11 protein-coding genes are annotated in these 19,320 nt (G+C 43.9%); 4 read left to right on the plus strand and 7 right to left on the minus strand.

From position 1 onward, the window contains the following. Positions 1-82: 82 nt before the first annotated feature. From C4S61_RS01590 to C4S61_RS01605, 4 genes are all read right to left on the minus strand, one after another. On the minus strand, positions 83-2,716 hold the full coding sequence (locus tag C4S61_RS01590; protein ID WP_103923028.1) for a valine--tRNA ligase: 2,634 nt from the start codon (positions 2,714-2,716) through the stop codon (positions 83-85). Between the two features lie 232 nt (positions 2,717-2,948). Next, positions 2,949-4,328, minus strand: a complete 1,380-nt coding sequence (locus tag C4S61_RS01595) for a RagB/SusD family nutrient uptake outer membrane protein (protein WP_103923029.1) — start codon at positions 4,326-4,328, stop codon at positions 2,949-2,951. A 12-nt stretch (positions 4,329-4,340) separates the two neighbouring features. Beyond that, on the minus strand, positions 4,341-7,319 hold the full coding sequence (locus C4S61_RS01600) for a SusC/RagA family TonB-linked outer membrane protein (RefSeq protein WP_103923030.1): 2,979 nt from the start codon (positions 7,317-7,319) through the stop codon (positions 4,341-4,343). A 207-nt stretch (positions 7,320-7,526) separates the two neighbouring features. Then, entirely contained in the window at positions 7,527-9,413 is a 1,887-nt protein-coding gene (locus tag C4S61_RS01605; protein ID WP_103923031.1) for a CocE/NonD family hydrolase, read from the minus strand. A 170-nt stretch (positions 9,414-9,583) separates the two neighbouring features. Here C4S61_RS01605 and fahA point away from each other — a divergent pair, with 170 nt between their 5' ends. The 3 genes from fahA (at position 9,584) to C4S61_RS01620 (ending at position 13,973) form a co-directional block, all read left to right on the plus strand. Continuing rightward, positions 9,584-10,852, plus strand: coding sequence for a fumarylacetoacetase (gene fahA, locus C4S61_RS01610; RefSeq protein WP_200820524.1), 1,269 nt, complete (start codon positions 9,584-9,586; stop codon positions 10,850-10,852). Between the two features lie 582 nt (positions 10,853-11,434). Continuing rightward, complete coding sequence (locus tag C4S61_RS01615) at positions 11,435-12,166, plus strand: Dph6-related ATP pyrophosphatase (protein WP_103923032.1); 732 nt, start codon at positions 11,435-11,437, stop codon at positions 12,164-12,166. Between the two features lie 466 nt (positions 12,167-12,632). Then, entirely contained in the window at positions 12,633-13,973 is a 1,341-nt protein-coding gene (locus C4S61_RS01620) for a sensor histidine kinase (protein ID WP_103923033.1), read from the plus strand. Between the two features lie 65 nt (positions 13,974-14,038). On the opposite strand, the gene C4S61_RS01625 is transcribed toward C4S61_RS01620, so the two are convergent. From C4S61_RS01625 to C4S61_RS01635, 3 genes are all read right to left on the minus strand, one after another. Beyond that, positions 14,039-14,827: a glycerophosphodiester phosphodiesterase gene (locus C4S61_RS01625; protein ID WP_235009724.1), complete on the minus strand. Its 789-nt coding sequence runs from the start codon at positions 14,825-14,827 to the stop codon at positions 14,039-14,041. A 247-nt stretch (positions 14,828-15,074) separates the two neighbouring features. Further along, positions 15,075-17,336 (minus strand): beta-glucosidase BglX, encoded by a 2,262-nt coding sequence (gene bglX / locus C4S61_RS01630; protein WP_103923035.1) that lies wholly within the window; start codon positions 17,334-17,336, stop codon positions 15,075-15,077. Positions 17,337-17,522: 186 nt separating this feature from the next. Next, positions 17,523-18,416: a sugar phosphate isomerase/epimerase family protein gene (locus C4S61_RS01635; protein ID WP_103923036.1), complete on the minus strand. Its 894-nt coding sequence runs from the start codon at positions 18,414-18,416 to the stop codon at positions 17,523-17,525. A gap of 172 nt (positions 18,417-18,588) precedes the next feature. On the opposite strand from C4S61_RS01635, the gene C4S61_RS01640 reads away from it, so the two are divergent. Continuing rightward, positions 18,589-19,254: an FAD-binding oxidoreductase gene (locus C4S61_RS01640; RefSeq protein ID WP_103923037.1), complete on the plus strand. Its 666-nt coding sequence runs from the start codon at positions 18,589-18,591 to the stop codon at positions 19,252-19,254. Positions 19,255-19,320 lie beyond the last annotated feature (66 nt).

The raw sequence follows: 19,320 nt of genomic DNA on the forward strand, positions 1-19,320 counted from the left end.
ACTTTTCATTCAACAAAAAATCCAGAGCCTTTCAACTCTGGATTTTCACTAATTACTCAATAACTCGATAACCTAATAACCATCATCCCAACTTCCCCAAACTCTCCTCCAAAGCCTTGATCTTGGCTTCAGCATCTGCCTGCTTTTTGCGTTCCATTTCGATGACTTGGGCTGGAGCCCCTGCTACAAAGCGCTCATTGTTGAGTTTTTTCATGACAGAAGTCAAGAAACCTTGCGTGTATTCGATTTCTTTTTTCAGGTTGGCTTTTTCCTCCTCTACATTGATCGAGTCACCCATTGGTACAAAGCACTCATCAGCTTTTACTACAAAGCTCATCGCATGGTCGACTTTTTCCGCAAAGCCAAGGGAGGACAAGTTTGCCAGTTTGATTAACACTGATTCGAAGCCGGCGTAGACCTCCGGATTCTTGGAGTTGATGCTAAGATCAAGTGCTTCTTTGGGTGACATCCCTTTGGAAGCTCTCAGGTTTCTCACTTGTGATACGACCTCGAAAACTTGCGCAGCTTCTTCAATGATTTTAGAATCAAAAGCTTCCGCTTCAGGCCAAGATGCCAGGATCAAGGATTCAGCGACTGATCTTTCTTTGATTTGGTGCCAAAGTTCTTCCGTGATAAATGGCATGAACGGATGGAGGATCTTCAGGATTTTTTCGAAAATCTGAATCGTCCGGTCATAAGTCTCCTGATCAATCGGATGCTGATAGGCAGGCTTGATCATCTCCAAATACCAGGAGCAGAAGTCATCCCACACCAGCTTGTAAGTCACCATCAAAGCATCCGATATTCTGAATTTCTCAAAATGCTCGTTGATTTCTGTCAAGCCTTGATTGAATCTGTTTTCAAACCACCTGATGCTGGAAGCATTGGCTGATCCGTCCAGATTTGGATCGATTTCCCAGCCTTTTACCAGTCGGAATGCATTCCAGATCTTGTTGGAGAAGTTTCTTCCCTGCTCCACCAGCTTGTCATCGTAGGGTAGATCATTTCCCGCGGGGGAAGAAAAAAGCATCCCTGTTCTCACGCCATCCGCGCCATACTGAGCGATCAATTCCAGTGGGTCAGGAGAATTTCCAAGAGATTTGGACATTTTTCTGCCCAGTTTATCCCGGACGATTCCAGTGAGGTAGACGTTTTTGAAAGGCTTTTCACCCATGTATTCATAGCCTGCAATGATCATGCGCGCTACCCAGAAGAACAGAATCTCCGGCGCTGTCACCAAATCATTGGTAGGATAGTAGTATTTCAGTTCCTCGTTTGGCTTGCCGGTAGTGAAGACATCCGTGTCAAAAACCGAGATCGGCCACAGCCAGGAGCTAAACCAGGTATCCAACACGTCTTCATCCTGGTGTAGATCGGACAAGGTGTAGCTTGTGCCGAATTGAGAATTGGCTTGTGTCAACGCTTCCTCGGCGGTTTTGGCCACGACATACGCTCCGTTTGGAAGGTAATAGGCAGGAATCCGGTGTCCCCACCAGAGTTGACGGGAAATACACCAGTCGCGTACATTCTCCATCCAGCTGCGGTACATGTTTTTGAACTTTGGCGGATAGAGTTGGATCACATCATCCATTACCGAACTTAAAGCGGGCTTGGTGATGTCCTCCATTTTTAGGAACCATTGAAGCGAAAGCTTGGGTTCGATCACCGCATCAGTTCGCTCAGAATGACCGATGTTGGTTTTGTAATCCTCGATTTTCTCGAGTTGATCAGCCTCCTTGAGTCGCTTGCCGATCATCTTGCGGGCAACAAACCGATCCTCTCCGACTAGAATCTGTGCTTTTTCATTGAGTGTTCCGTTGTCATTCAGAATGTCAATAACCTCCAGTTTGTGCTTGACTCCGAGTTCGTAGTCATTGATGTCGTGGGCTGGAGTCACCTTCAGGCATCCCGTCCCAAATTCCATGTCCACATACTCGTCTTCGATGATCGGAATGGCTCGGTTGATCAAGGGAATGAGTGCTTTCTTTCCTTTGAGATGAGTGAATCGGGGATCATTTGGATTGATACAGATTGCAACATCGGCCATGATGGTTTCAGGACGTGTAGTCGCAATGGTTAGGAATTGATCTTCGGTTCCTTCGATTTTGTATTTGATGTAATACAGCTTCGAAGCGATTTCCTTCATGATCACTTCGTCGTCTGAAAGTGCTGTTTGGCCTTTTGGATCCCAGTTGACCATGCGGATGCCACGGTAGATTTTGCCTTTTTTATGCAAATCCACAAAAACCGAAATCACCGCATCGCTCAATCCCGGATCCATGGTGAAAGCCGTCCGGTCCCAGTCGCAGGAAGCGCCGAGTTTCTTGAGTTGTTCGAGGATGATACCTCCGTATTTTTCTTTCCATTCCCAGGCATATTTCAGGAATTCCTCACGGGAAATTGATTTTTTGTCAATACCCATTTCTTTGAGCATGTTGACGACCTTGGTCTCTGTGGCAATGGAAGCATGGTCGGTTCCGGGAACCCAAAGTGCATTTTTGCCCTGCATTCTGGCACGACGGATAAGCACATCTTGAATGGTATTGTTCAGCATATGGCCCATGTGGAGCACCCCGGTGACATTAGGCGGAGGAATGACGATGGTGTAGGGTTCCTTGCTGTGGTCAATCTGGGAGGAAAAGAGCTTGTGCTCCATCCAGTAACCGTACCATTTGGCTTCGGCGGCGGCCGGTTCGTATTTGCTGGCAATAGACATACTCAGGGGTTTTTTCGAAGCTGCAAAAATAGGAGAAAATAGGGAAAGGGCCTTGATGGAATCGGAATGGGTTGAAAGAAAAGGTTTTTACCACCAAATAAATTCTGAATCAGTGAGTGATTGGTACAGATTGGGAATCTAAATCCTAATCTGCACAAAAATGAAATTTCAGATTTAGAACAAAAAAAGACCGACGATCCCGCCGGTCTTTTAAAATTAGCTGAAAGTAAACTTAATCGCCCTTATACAAATCCCAGCTCAACTCTGCTTGTGGATGAGGAAATTGTGTAAAAATCGTACCTCCGTCAAAGCTTGTTGGGATCTGATTTAGGCGCCCATATCTACGAGCATCGATCCAACGATGACCCCAAGGCTCAGCCCAGAGTGAATACCTCCTCTGATATAAGATTTCATCAAGTAGTGCCGCCTGTGTTTGAGCGCCTGAGTAAGGACCAATTCCAGCCGCATTTCTAATGATATTAATCGCTTCTACCGCCTGTGGCACCTGATTGAGATTAGCATGTGCTTCAGCTTTCAGGAGAATCAATTCCTCATTCCTGATAAATGGAATAGAAGCTGTATTGGCAGGCCATCGGGCATCCTGATGTGTACCCACCAAGGCTCCGGCATCAGTGGTTACCGTGACAGGGTTGCTTCGGCGAAGGAATTTTCTTCGAACACGTAAATCACCGGCGGTTGTATCTTGCAAAACTGAAGGGTGAACAACAATGATGGTGTTTACCGCTGCATTTGGCACATAAAATAAAGGATTGAAAATATCTGGAGCAGCTCCATAAGGATGTGATGGACCTGCATTCAAATCCCCATTTAACTGCATAAAAGATTCATCCAAAGCAGTCAAGACACCTTGCCAATCCTCCCGGTAAGCATTTAATCTGGCGGTGATAGCCCGATTAACTTGGCTCAAGCCTGCAAAGGTATTGTACCCATTAAATCCACTGGTCAGTGAGAAGGGGAAATTACCTTCTCCGGCAGCCACAAGCTCAGTATTCCCTTCATCCAGGATGGTTTTGATCGCATCTAGCGCTTGTTTATAAGGGACAAAAGGTCCTGGGTTTAAGGGGTCTTTCACATCAATTCGAATTCCATTTTCATATACGAAATTTGCAGGAATCATAAACTGAAAACCCTGAATGGTCTTTGCAAATCCTCTTACCGCACTTTTTGAGGTTTCAGGGATTAATGAGGTATTTGCCGCGGCGGTAATTAAGACGTCTGCTTGCTTGATTGCCTGATAAGGAGCCGCCCATGATCCTCCTCCTGTAGTACCAAACCCGAAATAGGCTCTATCCGGAACTCGTCCGTTTTGACCCAGCCAGTCAGTTTGGAATCTGGGATCAGAGGCATTGAGATACCAGATTTCCCTTCCGAAGGTATTCCATGCCTGGGAAATATTGGTCACATATCCTCTGTGCCTGGATTCCAGTCCTGTGATTAAAAACTGGATTTGCTGAGGAGTGGCATTGTTCGACACAGATCCAACGGAAGGGTTGTTTGGATCCTCTATATCATCGAGCTGTAGTGGATTACAGCTGGATATTAATGCGGCAGCAATTAGAGCTGAAGCGAAATAGTTTCTTAGATTTTTCATGATAAAGCCGGTTTAGAAATCAACAGTTAAGTGGAAAAATATCCTTCTTGGTGTTGGATAGGGAGCAATATCCACATTGTTGGCAATGGCTTGGGCTCCAAATGTGGAAGTTTCTGGATCATAACCTTCATAGTTGGTGAAAAGGAAGGCATTGTTGACAGATGTGCCAACTCGGATATTTGATACGCTTGTACCAAACCACTCAGCGATGGATGTTTTTGGTAAATTGTAGTAAAGACCTATTTCTCTAATTTTCACATAGCTTGCATCCTGAACCCATCTACCTGCATTGTTGAATGGTGCTGGTGGTCTTTGGCGTCCGTTTGGTCTTCCGTCACCATCATCGTCATTAAACCAACCGTTGGTGGTTCCCCCACCATCAGTGAGAAATGAAGTTAGGTTGATGTTATCTCCGCCTTTTTTCCAGTCAATTAAGAACGACAATTCAAGTCCTTTTAGTAAACTGATTGTATTGAAAAAGGACATATTGAAATCGGGCTGGGCATCTCCCCAGAAGGTAAATCCGCCAGGATTATCTGCTGCGGCAGGGGTACCGACAATCGTGGTGGGAGAATAACCTTCAGCATAAAGAAAGGTGCCAAGCCCACTGCCAAACGCTCCGGCGATGTAGGTAGGGATACCCAATCTGGTCATCAAAAGCTCATTTTTCCAATACATGACCCGGCTGAACCAACGGAAGTTGGCAGTCTCGATTGGAGTACCGGAAATCGCCAATTCAATCCCTTTGTTTTCAAGTTCAGCCTCATTACTTGGCGTGGTGTTCACACCTGTAGAAGGAGCAAGATTCAGGTTTTGAACGTTGTTTTGGGTGGATTTGATGTAATAAGTTGCTTCAATTGCCAATCGGTTGTTGAAAAAACCAGCGTCAACACCAAATTCAAGTTCTTTGGCGGTTTCAGGCAATATTATGGTGTTACCGATTTGAGTACTTACCACAGAGCCCAGGAGTCCGCCGATGTTGGTGCCACCAAGTGGGGTGAATGTTGAACCAAAATTCACAGGTCCGGCTGTCTCGCCATAGGCAATTCTGGGCTTTAGCTGATTTATAAAACCAACATTCCAGAAATCAAAATTTGCAACATTGAAAGCAACTGATGCTCTTGGGAAAGCATAATATTGGTTTGGGTCTCCATTGAGTGTGGATTTATCCCATCTGATGCCCACAGTACCGATGATTTTATCCTCCCAGTTGGCTTCTTGCTGCAAGAATATTCCTGCATCCTGAATTTTGCTGCTGAATTCCTGATTGATCTCTTGAATATTGGCTTGTTGCAAATTACGCTGCCCCGGCACCAATCCTCTGCCTCTGTTAAACAGCGCATTATTTTCAAAATCCAACCTAACCAGTCCCGCTGAGCTATTCATATTAACAGCCCCAAGGTTCCAATTGTAAACCAAGGCAGCCTGAAAATTAGTGTTGAAGCTTTCCTGCTTTCCTTTTAAAACGTCCCCAGGATTGGCTTGTGCTCTTTGAAACTGAAGGAATTCCGGCAGGTAAACCAGGGAAGTGTTTTGAAGATAGTCCAGCCCTCCGGAGAATGTTGCTTTGAGGAAGCTTTTTTCTGTTTTTAAAAGATCCACGTCCAGTGTAAAAGCCTGGATAAACCGGTTGACCAAGGTGTTGTTGACTCCATTGTCTGTCACTGCTACCGGATTTTCTGAGAAATAGGGATTGGTCGGATAGGTCCCGTCCGCATTTCTTCTTAAGTCAAAATAATTTGGTACATAAGCGATGGAATAGCCGATCGATGCACCTGAGTTATTCTGATTTCCGGTGAAACCTCTGTCCGTATTTGAGCGAATGTAGTTTGAAGATACTCCCAGTCTGATTCCGTTAGTGATCTTATGATCGATGTTTGCACGGATGGAATACCGATTGAAACCGGTATTTTTAACTGTTCCCTCTTCATCCGTGATGTTTCCTGAGACAAAGAATTTGGTTTTGTCAGTTCCACCGCTCACGTTTATTCGAGTATTGAGTAGGGTAGCCTGATTGTTATAGAAGTAATCTTCATAATCTATGAAGTTTCCACTGGATTGGGCAGCTCTAAACCGCTCCAATTCGATTGGTCTCCTGGATTCTGGAAAGAAGAAATTGATTTTATCTTCACTCCAATCATCCACTCCGAGGAGTCTGAGCGGTTGAGCGAAACCAATATCCTGAGAAAGGGAAACGGTAGTTTTTCCCTCCTGACCTCTTTTGGTGGTGATGATGATTACGCCGGCATTTGCGCGGGTACCATAGATAGCAGCTGCTGATGGACCTTTGAGGATTTCGATGGTTTCGATGTCAGCCGGGTTGATGTCAGCCAGACGGTTTGAGCCGTCATCTTGATTGCTAGCGCCTGCACCTGAGACGGTTGCTCTACCAGTCCGCTGCGAAGCGTTGCTGATATAGACTCCATCCACGATGATCAGAGGTTGAGAGGCTCCGGAAAGGCTGGAAATCCCTCGTAGTTGGATCGAAATACCTCCTCCCGGTGCTCCGCCGTTGGACCGGATAGTTGCCCCGGGGACTTTTCCATAGAGTGCTCCATCAGTTGTCTGAATCGTAGTCGTACCCGTCAGGTCTCTAGCCGAAACCGAGGTCACCGCATTGGCGAGGTTACTTCGTTTGACAGAAGTCGCCAGACCCGTTACTACTACTTCTTCCAAATTGGTAGCGTCTTGTTTTAATTTGATGTTGAGGATGGTTACTCCCGGGGCGACCTCCACATTTTGTGTAAGGTATCCAATTGACGAGAAAATCAGCGTTGCCGGATCATTGGTAGGCAAAGTGATCGAAAAACCACCATCCAGGTCGGTAATAGTACCTGTGGTAGTTCCTTTTAGCAAAATACTGGCTCCAATCATGGCGTCGCCAGTACGCTCATCTGCAACAGTTCCGGAGACTGTGTATTGGGCATTTGCCCATCCAACAGATCCCCACAGGAACGCCAGCGAGAGGATTGTTTTGTAAAGTTTGAACATAGAATAAAGAATATTTGGTTTAGACTAATTTCTTAAAAAAATCTGAATGAAACGTGGTCTATCCTGATTTGAGGAAAGAAAATTTTTAAAAGGAGATTTATCCTGATTAGTTGTCTTAAACCAATTTAAATAGGTGTAATTCGAAGAAAAAAAGAGGAGAACCTAATTCTCCCCTTTTTTCTGAGAAAGTAGAAAGCAAGCTGTTCCTTACTTTTTAATCATTGGCAACATAATACGACTCTGCATTTTTCTACCATGGTGAATCGAGTTTGTGGCGATTTTGCCCTCCGTTTCGTCGTAGTTGTTTCCTCCGGTATTCATATTTCGGTCAAAGCGGGGGAAGTTGGAGCTGCTGACTTCGATCCGGATGCGATGGCCTTTTTCGAAATAATTCGAAGTGCTCATTGGAGTCATTTTTACCTCATAGACTTTGCCGTTTTCCATCCAGACTTCCTTATCATAGCCTTCCCGATAGCGTACACGTTGGATAGTTTCATCCAGATTATAGGCTTTTCCGTCCGGATAAACATCTATAAGCTTAATCGTGACATCGGTGTCTTTGACATCTGAGGATAGATATAGGTAACTTTCGATAAAACCTGAAACTTCTACGCCCTCTGCCAATGGTTCGGAAGTATAGACCAGGATATCCTCACGCAGTTCCATTTCACTCTGATCAAATGAGCCACCGACTACAGCATTGCCCGTACAGCAGACATTTCCGCCGTAGGAGTTGACCGGATTCATCGGATCGTATTTGAAGGTGTCTTGGGTGGCTTTTCTGGGGGCCTTTGTGACTAATTTTCCATCACCGTTTCGTGTATTTGCTTTTCCCTCAGAATCCAAAAAGAACGGAGTCATCACCGCCTCAGCAGGTGGCCAGACATCCGAAGATTGCCATTTGTTACTGCCCATGGTGTAGTAAGTTACTTTTGGCATTTTGGCAATTGTACCACTTTCGTCCTTTCCTTTTAGCCACAAATCAAACCATGCCGTAATTACTTCGTCATAATTCCATCTCGCATCGCCTACACTTCGATCACCGATGATTGTATTTTCAGTGGCCCGGGTATAAGAGCAGTGAAGAACAGGTGCGATGATCAGGTATTGATTGTCCCTTGCCATTTGACTGACCGCATTCTGTCGGGCATGATTGTAAAGCGCAATGTTTGGCGAAGAGGACACATCGTACCAAGATACAAACCACATCGACGGCTTGTCAAAAGGCATATTGTCATGATAAAGGCCACCTTGATACCACTTCGGATCGTTGGGCTTTCGCGTGATCATCTCTTCGTAGATTCCCATAGGCCCATTGGCGGCTTTGATTATATCTTTAACTGGGAGATGAGCCAAGCCATCTTTCCAGTCCACCCGGGGATATTCCGGAGCCATGTCATAAAAACGCTGCAACCTGAGGAGGTCTTTTTGCCCAATTCCGGCTTGAAGTTTTGGCGCCATCGGGTCATGTTGGGTGCTGTAAAGCCACGCCGTGAAAAGCATCTGCCCTGCGCCGCCTCGATACCAATTGCCTTGCTCATAAAAGTTGCCGATGCGGCCTACACCTGCACCGTATCCCTGTGGTACCAAAGCTGCCAATGCAGGGTGCTCCAGCGATGCGGCCGCCATCTGCCATTCAGCTGTAGAGGAGCAGCCTAGCAAACCGATCTTTCCATTGCTCCAAGGTTGCTTGGACATCCATTCAAAAGCATCGTAGCTGTCAGTCAATGGAGTGCCGAGAATGTCCCAGTCTCCTTCGGAAAAGAACCTGCCGCGCTCATTTTGCACGACATAGGCATAGCCTTTCTTCACCCATTCCATGGCGGTCTGCAGAGTTCGGGTATTCATTTCCCCGTTGCCATAGGTGTTGAAGTTGTAGGGAGTCCGAGAAAAAACCACCGGTACTTTCTGGTCACCTTTTGGGCGATAAATGTCCGTCGCCAATCGAATTCCGTCCCGCATAGGCATCATGACTTTTTGATCGACAATGGCAACTTCCTCCAGTTGGACTAGTATGGGTTTTTCCTGTGAAAATGCTTTTGGCCCGGTGGCCAAAAGAAAGAGGGCAAGTAAAATTTTAAAATATGTCTTCATTTGGGTTATTTTTAGGATTTCAAGTTAAGAAGTCCGACTTGGTTTAGCATTTCTTTTTTACAAATGGTCTTAAGAAAGAGATCATTTGCTCTCCAATCTCCTCGAATTGTCTTTTGGATTTTTGATTTCCCCCAATCGGGTTAAATTTGCGTTCTCAATAATTTTTGAACATGAGCGACAGCCCTATTCCCACTCTGAGTTCCTGGGTGGAAGTACCCAAAAATTCCGATTTCACGATTTACAATCTCCCGTTCGGTATTTTCAAAAACAAGAAACTGAATCCCAGGATTGGGATAGCCATTGGAGACAAGATTGTTGACTTGAGTGTCTTGGATCAGGAAGGCTTTTTCGCAAATATGTTTTTGCCGGAAGGAATATTCATCAAAGAGTCTCTCAATGAATTGATTGCCTTGGGAAAAGTACAGACCAAAAAAATCCGGGAACGGGTACAAAGTTTACTCTCGGCAGATAACGGAGAGCTCCGGGATCACTCAGCCCGGGGAAAAGTAATGGTATCCAGAAAGGAAGCGGAAATGCTTCTGCCGGTCAAAATCGGAGACTACACTGACTTTTATAGTAGCCTTGAGCATGCGACCAATGTCGGAAAAATGTTTCGAGACCCTGCGAATGCCCTATTGCCAAATTGGAAACACATCCCCGTTGGCTATCACGGGAGAGCCTCATCCATTGTAGTATCCGGGACACCGATTCACCGCCCCAAGGGGCAATTCAAAGATCCGGACATGGAAGTGCCGGCTTTTGGGCCCAGCAGAAGATTGGATTTTGAGTTGGAGTTGGCCTTTATCACGGGCAAACAGACTAAGTTGGGAGATTCGGTGGCTACCGAAGATGCAGAGGATTATATTTTTGGCTTTGTACTCTTCAATGACTGGTCAGCCCGTGACATTCAAGCTTGGGAGTATGTACCCTTGGGTCCATTCCTTGGGAAGAATTTTGGATCCTCCATCTCTCCCTGGGTAGTAACCTTGGAAGCATTGGAATATTTCAGATCTCCCAATCAGACCCAGGAACCTGAAGTGCTACCATACCTGAAATGTGAAAAAGATCACAGTTTTGATATCAGTCTTGAGGTGCTGATCCAGCCTGAAGGTAAAAAACCTAGTAAGGTCTGCACGTCCAATTTCAAACATCTGTATTGGAATGTGGCGCAGCAACTTGCGCATCACACCTCCAATGGCTGTAATATAAATGTCGGGGATATGATGGCATCGGGTACTATCTCAGGTTCAACAGCCGATTCTTTTGGCTCCATGCTTGAGTTAAGCTGGAATGGAACCCAACCTGTAAAACTTGAAGATGGGGAGGAGCGAAAGTTCATTGAAGATGGGGATACGGTCATCATGAGGGGTTTTGCTGAAAAAGCCGGTATTCGAGTGGGTTTTGGCGAAGTGAGCACCCAGATTTTACCTGTAAAGTAAATTCACATTAGAAAAATAATACCAGGCCACGGATAAATCTAATTCGAGGCTTTTTTTAAATTTTTTTAGTTTTTTATCTTTTTTAACCCTTACTTTATGTAAGATGCTGACAGGCAGTTACTTGCGTTTTAGTTAAATGCAAATGTTCTCAGGTTCCCGAAAAGCTTCGCTTTTATTTTAATCTGTTTATAATTTGATTTTAAAAGGCCATCCCGATAGTTATCGGGAGGAATCTCGCATGGTTTATAATCATCCCAGTGTGTGTCACCGAAGGGGGCATGCTCGATTTCATCCCACTTAATCTTTCTTTATTGCTGAGTTGATATCATCCGATTTTTTTTGAAGTCACCTAATTGTGGAGAATAATTCTTAAAGCTTTATGCTTTTTGTGAGTTTATTTAAACACTTAGGTGGCTTTTTTGTGGATTCTGGATCTTGTTTTTTTATTCGAACACTTTATCAAGTGTGTAGCTCAACGAAAATTCGAATAGCTTTGGAATCTGATCAAGTAGGGGGTATTTCTACTCTCGATTGATCCAAAGGTATTCTGCAGGCTTAGTCTGGTTTTTTCTCTTTATTTAAATGTCAAATTCAATCTCGAAAATCCCGATTTCCCTCTCTTGGTCAGGAGGAAAAGACAGTGCATTTGCACTTTGGAAGCTGCAAAATGACAGCAGATATGAAGTCACCAGGCTCCATACGACCTTGGGGGAGCAGACCAGACGAGTGGGGATGCACGGAATTCATGAGGATTTGATCCAAGCACAAGCCGAAGCATTGGGAATTCCCTTAGATAGGATTTATTACCCAGCCAGCGGAGACAATGTCGCCTATGAAAAGGCAATCAATAAGTACCTGGATTCTTTGGGGGAATTGGGAGTAAAGCATATCGCCTATGGGGATATTTTTTTAGAAGATCTTAGAAAATACAGAGAGGAAAAATTAGCTGAAAGGAATTTTCAGGCGGTTTTTCCGCTTTGGAAATTCAATACCCAAGCGCTTGCTCATGAGTTTATCGCTGCTGGATTCAAAACCAAGATTTGTGCCGCAAGTGCCGAATTGATTAATGAAAACCAAGTTGGGATAGATTTTTCTGAGGATTTTTTAGAATCACTGCCAGAACTGGTGGATCCATGTGGTGAAAATGGCGAATTTCATAGTTTCTGTTATGCGGGGCCCGTTTTTGCCCGTCCTTTGGATATTTATTTGGAGAAAGTCCTTAGCCAGACGTATCAGATTCCTTTAGAAAATGGAACGATTCAACAGAAAAAGTATTGGTTTGCAGATATCCGCATTTCCAATAGCGGTTTTTAATTTTTCTCGGCAGATCAGCCATTTTACCGGTACCTGAATTCACAATTTCCAGAAGGCTATTTTAACCTGCAGCGACTGCGATGAAGTTTGAACTAATACACCATCCATCCAAGGCATAGTCCTGGTTTTCTGACAGGGTTTTGAGTAATCCCTCTGTTTTTTATCGCTCACCGGGAATTCATTAGGTAGTCATCTCCTTGAAAAATAATGGTTTATAATCCATTTTGCCTTCCTGTATTCCTCTGTTTATAATTGGTTTTCAGTTGCCACATAGCCTGTCCCGATCTTTAATCGGGAGAATGCCCTGAATAATCATCCCCTGTGTGAGAACCCTTTCTCATGGGCATTTCATTTAGGGAAAGAAATTTTTGAAAAGTTGCAGATCATTTATAAAAGTCTGCAAGGGCAGGGTCAATGGTGGGTATCCTGGTAATTTTGAAAACCCAAGCAACGAGATGACCAGAATATGTGGAGAAGCTATAAATCAATAATTTGGAATAATACCCCATTAAAGGAGACGCCTAACTCGCTGGAATTTTGGAGAGGTTACCTTTTCGGAGTGATTTTGATCTACTTGATTCCGTTTTCAATTCTGGCTTTAATCCCAAGCATGGTTATGACCTCCATTGGAGGGCAATATTTCCTGATGACTTTTGATATTATCGCGTTTTTTATACTGTTGTTATTGGGATTTTCAAAGATGATTTCACTGAAGTGGAAAAAGATTCTGCTCATAACTTTAGTCTACCTTCTTGCAATGATGATTATGTTGGAGCTGGGCTCATTTGGTCCCGGCTTGATGTATCTAGTAGCTTCGGGGGTATTTATCGCCTTGCTTTTTCCTTCTCAGGACAGTTGGTATGGGCTTTTAATTGGATTTATTGTCTGTGCTTTTTTTGGGCTGCAAACCAATTATCATTTCATCCCGGGGTTTACCGGTGAAAGATTGGATTTCATGGGGTGGTTTGCAATCGCGATCAATCTGGTTTTTATCAATGGAGTAATTGCAAAGGTAGTACCTGTTCTCTTCGAGAAAATGCAACAGAGTATAGACGCACGGCATCAGGTGGAGAATATGCTCTTAGTCAAACAGGCCGAACTCAACTCGATTGTTCAAGAATTGGAAATTAAAAACGCAAACTTAAATCAGCTAATTACCGGTGTTTCAGAAGATCTCCAAGACCCCTTGCGAAACATAATCAGCTTTATGGAGAATCTCAAGCGCAAGTACGTTGGGAAATTGGATGAAAGAGCCCATCAGTACATTGATTTTGCGATCGGTGGAGGGCATAAAATGCGAGACATTATACTTGGGCTGTTGGAGATTGCCAAGATTGGAAAAAAGAGGGAAGATTCAGAGTATTTCCATGTCGATGAAATCGTTCAGAAAGTCCTTTTGCTACAGCGAAAATCGATTCAAAATTCCAATGCTAAAATTGAATTTGGAGAATTACCAATGATTTTTGCACCTAAAACTTACCTCCTTCAAGTATTTAATGAATTGATATCCAATTCGTTGAAATTCTGTGATCCTGATAATTTCCCCGTTGTCAAAATATCCTATCAGGAGGCCGATTGCTGGTGGCAGTTTGCCGTCAAAGACAATGGGATTGGGTTTGATAGTTCTGATGGAAAAGATCCGTTTACCATATTTAGCAAATTACACCTTAGCAACGAAAAACAAGGATTTGGTATTGGCCTTGCCTTGGTGAGGAAAATTTTGGAAAATCTTCAGGGTTCGGTTTGGGCAGAATCCACTCCGGGGCAAGGGTCAGTTTTTTACCTGAAAATCCCAAAAGCTGCTTAATTTTCGCGTGAAAGCAGTTTTTCAACTGAAAATACGCTGTATTGTATTCGGGGTAAAAGCAGGTTTTAATCAAGTAGCGTAAAAAGCAACTCAGGTTCATCGGTGGTGATGAAATCTGCTTTCATTTCCATGAGCCACTTCATGTCCTCTACCTTGTTTACAGTCCAGGCGTTGACAGTCAATCCCAAATTTTGGGCTTCGGTGATCCATTCCGGTTTTTGTCTCAGAACTCGGATATTGTAATCAAAACCAAAAAAACCGGCGGTCTTGAGCTCTGCAGGGGATTTGTCTCCGCTCAGGTAAGCCACATTGGCATTGGGATCGGTTGCGATGGCTTTTTTTCCTCCTTCATAGCTGAAGGTGATGTAGTCCACCCATTTTTCTGCTCCCAACTCTTGGACAGTTTTTACTGCCATTTCCCCCACTTTTTCGCTTCGTTCCACACTGATGCGAGAAGGTTTGAATTCCAGAATCAGCTTGGTTCCCTGCTGTTTCATTCCTTCGGCCAGGTATTCTTTAAGTGTTGGGATTTTTTCTCCATTGGGTAAGGTTTTGGCCAAAAGCTCCTCATACGTAGAGATTTCAATATCCAGACCCTGCAAATCATGATCGTGGTTGACGACTAAGATATCATCTGCCGTCATCCAAACGTCAAATTCAGATCCTTCGCAGCCTAATCGAATGGCCTCTCTCAGGGAAGCCAGGGAGTTTTGGGGCAAACCTTGCGCTTTCCAGGCTCCGCGGTGCGCGATGACTTTATTGACATGAAAGCTGCTTTGGGCAGCGCAGGAAGATAAAATAAACACCATTGACAGAATCAGGAACAGCATATTTCGCATAGCAGTGAATACCAATTAGAATGAAATTTGACCCAAAATAACTAATCTAGTTTATGCTACCTGCTCCAACCTGGAAATTCACAAAAACTTAATCTACTGTTGTCGATTTTAAACTTGTGGATTTTCCGGAGGCTTAGGGCCAAATATTTTATAAAGAAGCCATCCAATTCCCAATAGAAAATGAAGAATAAGGATAACTGCGATACTGATTACTAAGGAATTACTTGCCATTTTCTGTTTGTCAAGCTAAGGGGCATAATTTTTATTTGAGCAAGAAATTCACGGAAAGGGTAGGGCTAGAATTTCCGCCAACCATGATGGTAAATTCTCCCGGTTCCACCAGCAGATTACCTTCTCCATCATAGAATCCCAAGTCTTCAGGACCCAGAAAAAATTCTATTGTTTTGCTTTCTCCGGATTTGAGATGGATTTTTTGAAAGCCTTTCAATTCTTTTATTGGGCGGGTGAATGATGAGAAATGGTCGTTGAGATAGAGTTGTGCTACTTCTTCACCATCGCGTAGACCTGAATTTTTTAAATTCACTTTTACCCGTACCTGTTGGTTGGCAAGGCTCTCAACGCTAAGCCCTGAATAGTCAAATTGGGTATAGCTTAAGCCAAATCCAAAAGGATAAAGTGCTTCATTGCTGACATCAGAATAATGGGACCAGAACACGATATCATCACCAGGATTATTAGGTCTGCCTGTACTTTTTTGATTGTAATACAAAGGCATCTGACCGACATTTCTTGGAAAGGACATGGGGAGTTTGCCCGAAGGGTTGTAATCGCCAAAAAGCACCTGCGCAATAGCGTTGCCACTTTGTGAACCCAATTGCCAAGCCTGCAAAATGGCCGGAATATTTTGGTCGGCCCAACTTAGATCTAGGGGACGGCCGCTGATTGATACTAAGATCACTTTTTTGTTGACTTTGATCAGTTCTTCTAAAAGTTCCTGTTGCAATCCAGGAAATCCTATTTCACTCCGGCTGCGCGCTTCACCGGACTGGAATCCATGCTCACCCATCACAGCGATGACTACGTCGGCTGCACTGGCGGCTTCAAGGGCTTGAGAAAATCCACTTCGGTCAGTGGTATTGAGTTTTACTTCTTTCAAAAATGTGGGTGGCTCCGTTACAAGCTCAGCACCTTTTGCAAAAGTGTAGTTGTTTTGAGAAAAATTTTCTAGACCTTCTAAGACCGAAACAGCACTGTTCGGTTCGGCCAAACCTCTCCAGCTACCCAAGGGACTGTCTTTATCTGAAGCTAGGCTACCTATAATCGCTACTTTTAGTCCTGATTTAGCTAATGGTAAAAGATTTTCCTTATTCTTGAGTAAAACGATGGATTTTTTGGCCATCTCCAAGACGCCAGAGATATGTTCAGCACTTCCCACCACTACTTCTTCTCGGGTTTCATCACAATAAAGGTAAGGGTCATCAAAAAGACCCAATTCAAATTTTAAACTTAAAATTCTCCTGACAGCATCATCAATTAGAGATTCCTCAACCTCTCCGGATTCTATTAGTTCTTTTAAATGTTTGATGTATAAATAGGATTCCATGTCCATATCCGATCCTGCCTGAATGGCAAGTTTGGCTGCAGCTCTTCCATCCTGAGCCACCCGGTGATTGACCATTTCACCAATAGAGCCCCAGTCAGAAACTATAAACCCTTTAAACCCCCATTTTCCTTTAAGGATTTCTCGTTGCAAAAGGGAATTGCCGGTTGCGGGAATTCCATTGAGGTCATTGAATGAATTCATGAATGTCCGTGCTCCGGCATCCAAGGCAGCCTTGAATGGAGGAAGTATTACGTTATATAGAGTACTGGTACCTACATCCACAGTATTGTAATCCCGTCCACCCTCAGAAAACCCGTATCCAGCAAAATGTTTGACACAGGCTGCCAATGTCAAGGGGTCGCTTAAATCGTCTCCTTGATATCCTTTAACTCTTGCTTTGGCGATTTGGCTACTTAAATATGGATCTTCACCGGCCCCTTCCATTACCCTTCCCCATCGTGCATCCCGGCTGACATCCACCATTGGGGCAAATGTCCAATTTACTCCCATTGCTGCAGCCTCCCGTGATCCGATTTGGGATGATTTTTCAATAGCATCCAGATCCCAGCTGGCAGCTTCTGCCAGGGGAATTGGACTCATTGTTTTCATGCCATGAATCATATCAAAGCCAATTATCAGCGGAATTCCAAGTCGTGTTTCTTCAACTGCAATTTTTTGAACCTTTCGGACTTCTTCGACACCCGTAATATTGAGCATAGATCCAACAAAACCCTTTCTTAGGTTTTCATACTTTTGGGAGGCATTTCCCTCTGCCGGTGCAGGACCAGTTACATCCCAAAACCCATTGTACTGGTTCATTTGACCTATTTTTTCTTCCAGAGTCATTAGGGAAATCAAGCTGTCAACTCGGCGGTCCAAGGCGGATTGTCCGATTGCCCATTGGATTGTGGGGACATTTATTGCCAGTAAAATCATTGCTGAACTGAGTGTTTTTTGCATGGCTTTTGAGTTTTGAAAATGTTTCAGTTTTCAATTTCCGCAATCTTATTTCACTATTAGGTGATAAATATCAGTTGAAAAAATAATTCATTTAAACTCTCAACAGACCTTGAGGAAAAAGAAAAATAAAGAAAAGAGAGAGCCAACCCGAAGGCTGGCTCATGTAAGCTATATTTTGGAGTTCATTTACTTAAACCCAATCTCTTCCAATCCTGCATGGCTGATTTTGATGGCTTCCAATGGATCCAAACCAAACGTGTTGTCTTGCTCGACCAGGTAATACTCCATTCCTGATTTCGATTTTTCTGCCAAAATGCGTTTGAAATCAATGTTTCCGGTGCCTACAGGCGCAAATTGGCTGGAATCATTCATGTCTTTCACGTGCCAAGACTTGAATCGACCCGGATACTTTTCGAAATAGGTCAACGGGTCCACTCCAGCCTTCGTCACCCAAAAAAGATCCATCTGATAGTTGACATCAGCAGGGTCGGTATTTTCCAGGATATAGTCTGTCAGGATTGTCCCGTCCGCCATCGGGATGAATTCAAAGTCATGGTTATGATAAAGCATTTTTAATCCTGCTGCGGAGCATTTTGCACCGATTGTTTTCAGGATTTCCACCAATTCAGCTGGGGTACCTTTCATTCCCATCCCATCAGGACCAAAAGTGAACATGCCCATAGGAGGTACTGGAATGACAAAATATTCGATTCCAGCTGCTACGGTGGCAGCGATTTGCTCCTCAGCATTATCCAGGGTCACGCCGCCCATGTGGGTGCTTTTGGCGATGAGGCCGAGTGAGTCCAGATAGTTTTTGAATGCTATCGGTTCCATGCCGTAAAACTTCCCGTCTGCGTAGCCCGCAGCTTCTACATAGGCGTACCCAGCGTCAGCCACAGCCTTGAGTGTTCCTTTTGGGTCCTTGCCCATGGCATCTCTGACCGTGTATAGTGCCAGTCCGCCGAATTTGGCAGGTTGCTCGACTACAGTCTCTACTACTTCTTCGGTTTTAGGACTGCATGAATAAATGCCCAGTAGGATTGATGAAATCAGGGCAAGGTTTAGTGCTGTTTTTTTCATTGATAAAATTGATTTGAGAGTTGAAAGTTACCTAATTCCATTTATTCTCCGGTCTTATTTAAACTATTAGATTACGGATATTGAATAGAAGCTTCTCTATGTTGCATAGTAAAAGTCGATGAAACATTTTGAACTGAGATCGTTTTAAGTAGTGTACCAAACTTAAATTTTTATGCCAGATTTTGTGAAAATCCTCGATATCCAACGCCTGACACATGACGTCAAGCAATTCAAAGTGGAAAGGCCAAATGGATACGAATTTGTACCGGGACAGGCAACCGAAGTGGCAATCCGAAAGAAGGGTTGGGAAGCGGAAAAACGCCCATTTACCTTCACTTCTTTGCCCAATGACCCCCAACTCGAATTTGTGATCAAATCCTATCCTGACCATAATGGGGTTACCAAGGCCATTGATGATTTGAAAGTAGGCGAAGAGCTGATTGTGGATGAGCCATGGGGAGCTATTCAATACAAAGGAACAGGAGTTTTTATTGCCGGAGGCGCAGGTATTACGCCCTTTATTGCGATTTTCAAAGACCTTCAAAAAAAGGGAAAACTAAAGGGGAATAAGTTGATTTTTGCCAATAAAACTTCCAAAGATGTCATCCTGGAAGATTGGTTCAGAGGTTTATTGGGTGATGATTTCATTTCTATTTTGGATAAGGAAAAGAAGACAGGGCATCAAAATGGCCGGGTGGATAAGTCATTTCTGGAGAAGCATATTTCAGACTTTTCTCAGGAATTCTACCTGTGTGGGCCCGATCCGATGATCAAGGCTGTGAGTAAAAGCCTGGAGGAATTGGGAGCCAATCCGGAAGCCATCGTATTTGAAAAATAAGAGAATTACCACCCTTATATCGACGAGATTTAAAAAAAAAGCCGTTTCCTATCAAATATGGAAACG

It is taken from the genome of Algoriphagus boritolerans DSM 17298 = JCM 18970, assembly GCF_900108085.1.
GTDB classification, from domain to species: Bacteria; Bacteroidota; Bacteroidia; order Cytophagales; family Cyclobacteriaceae; genus Algoriphagus; species Algoriphagus boritolerans.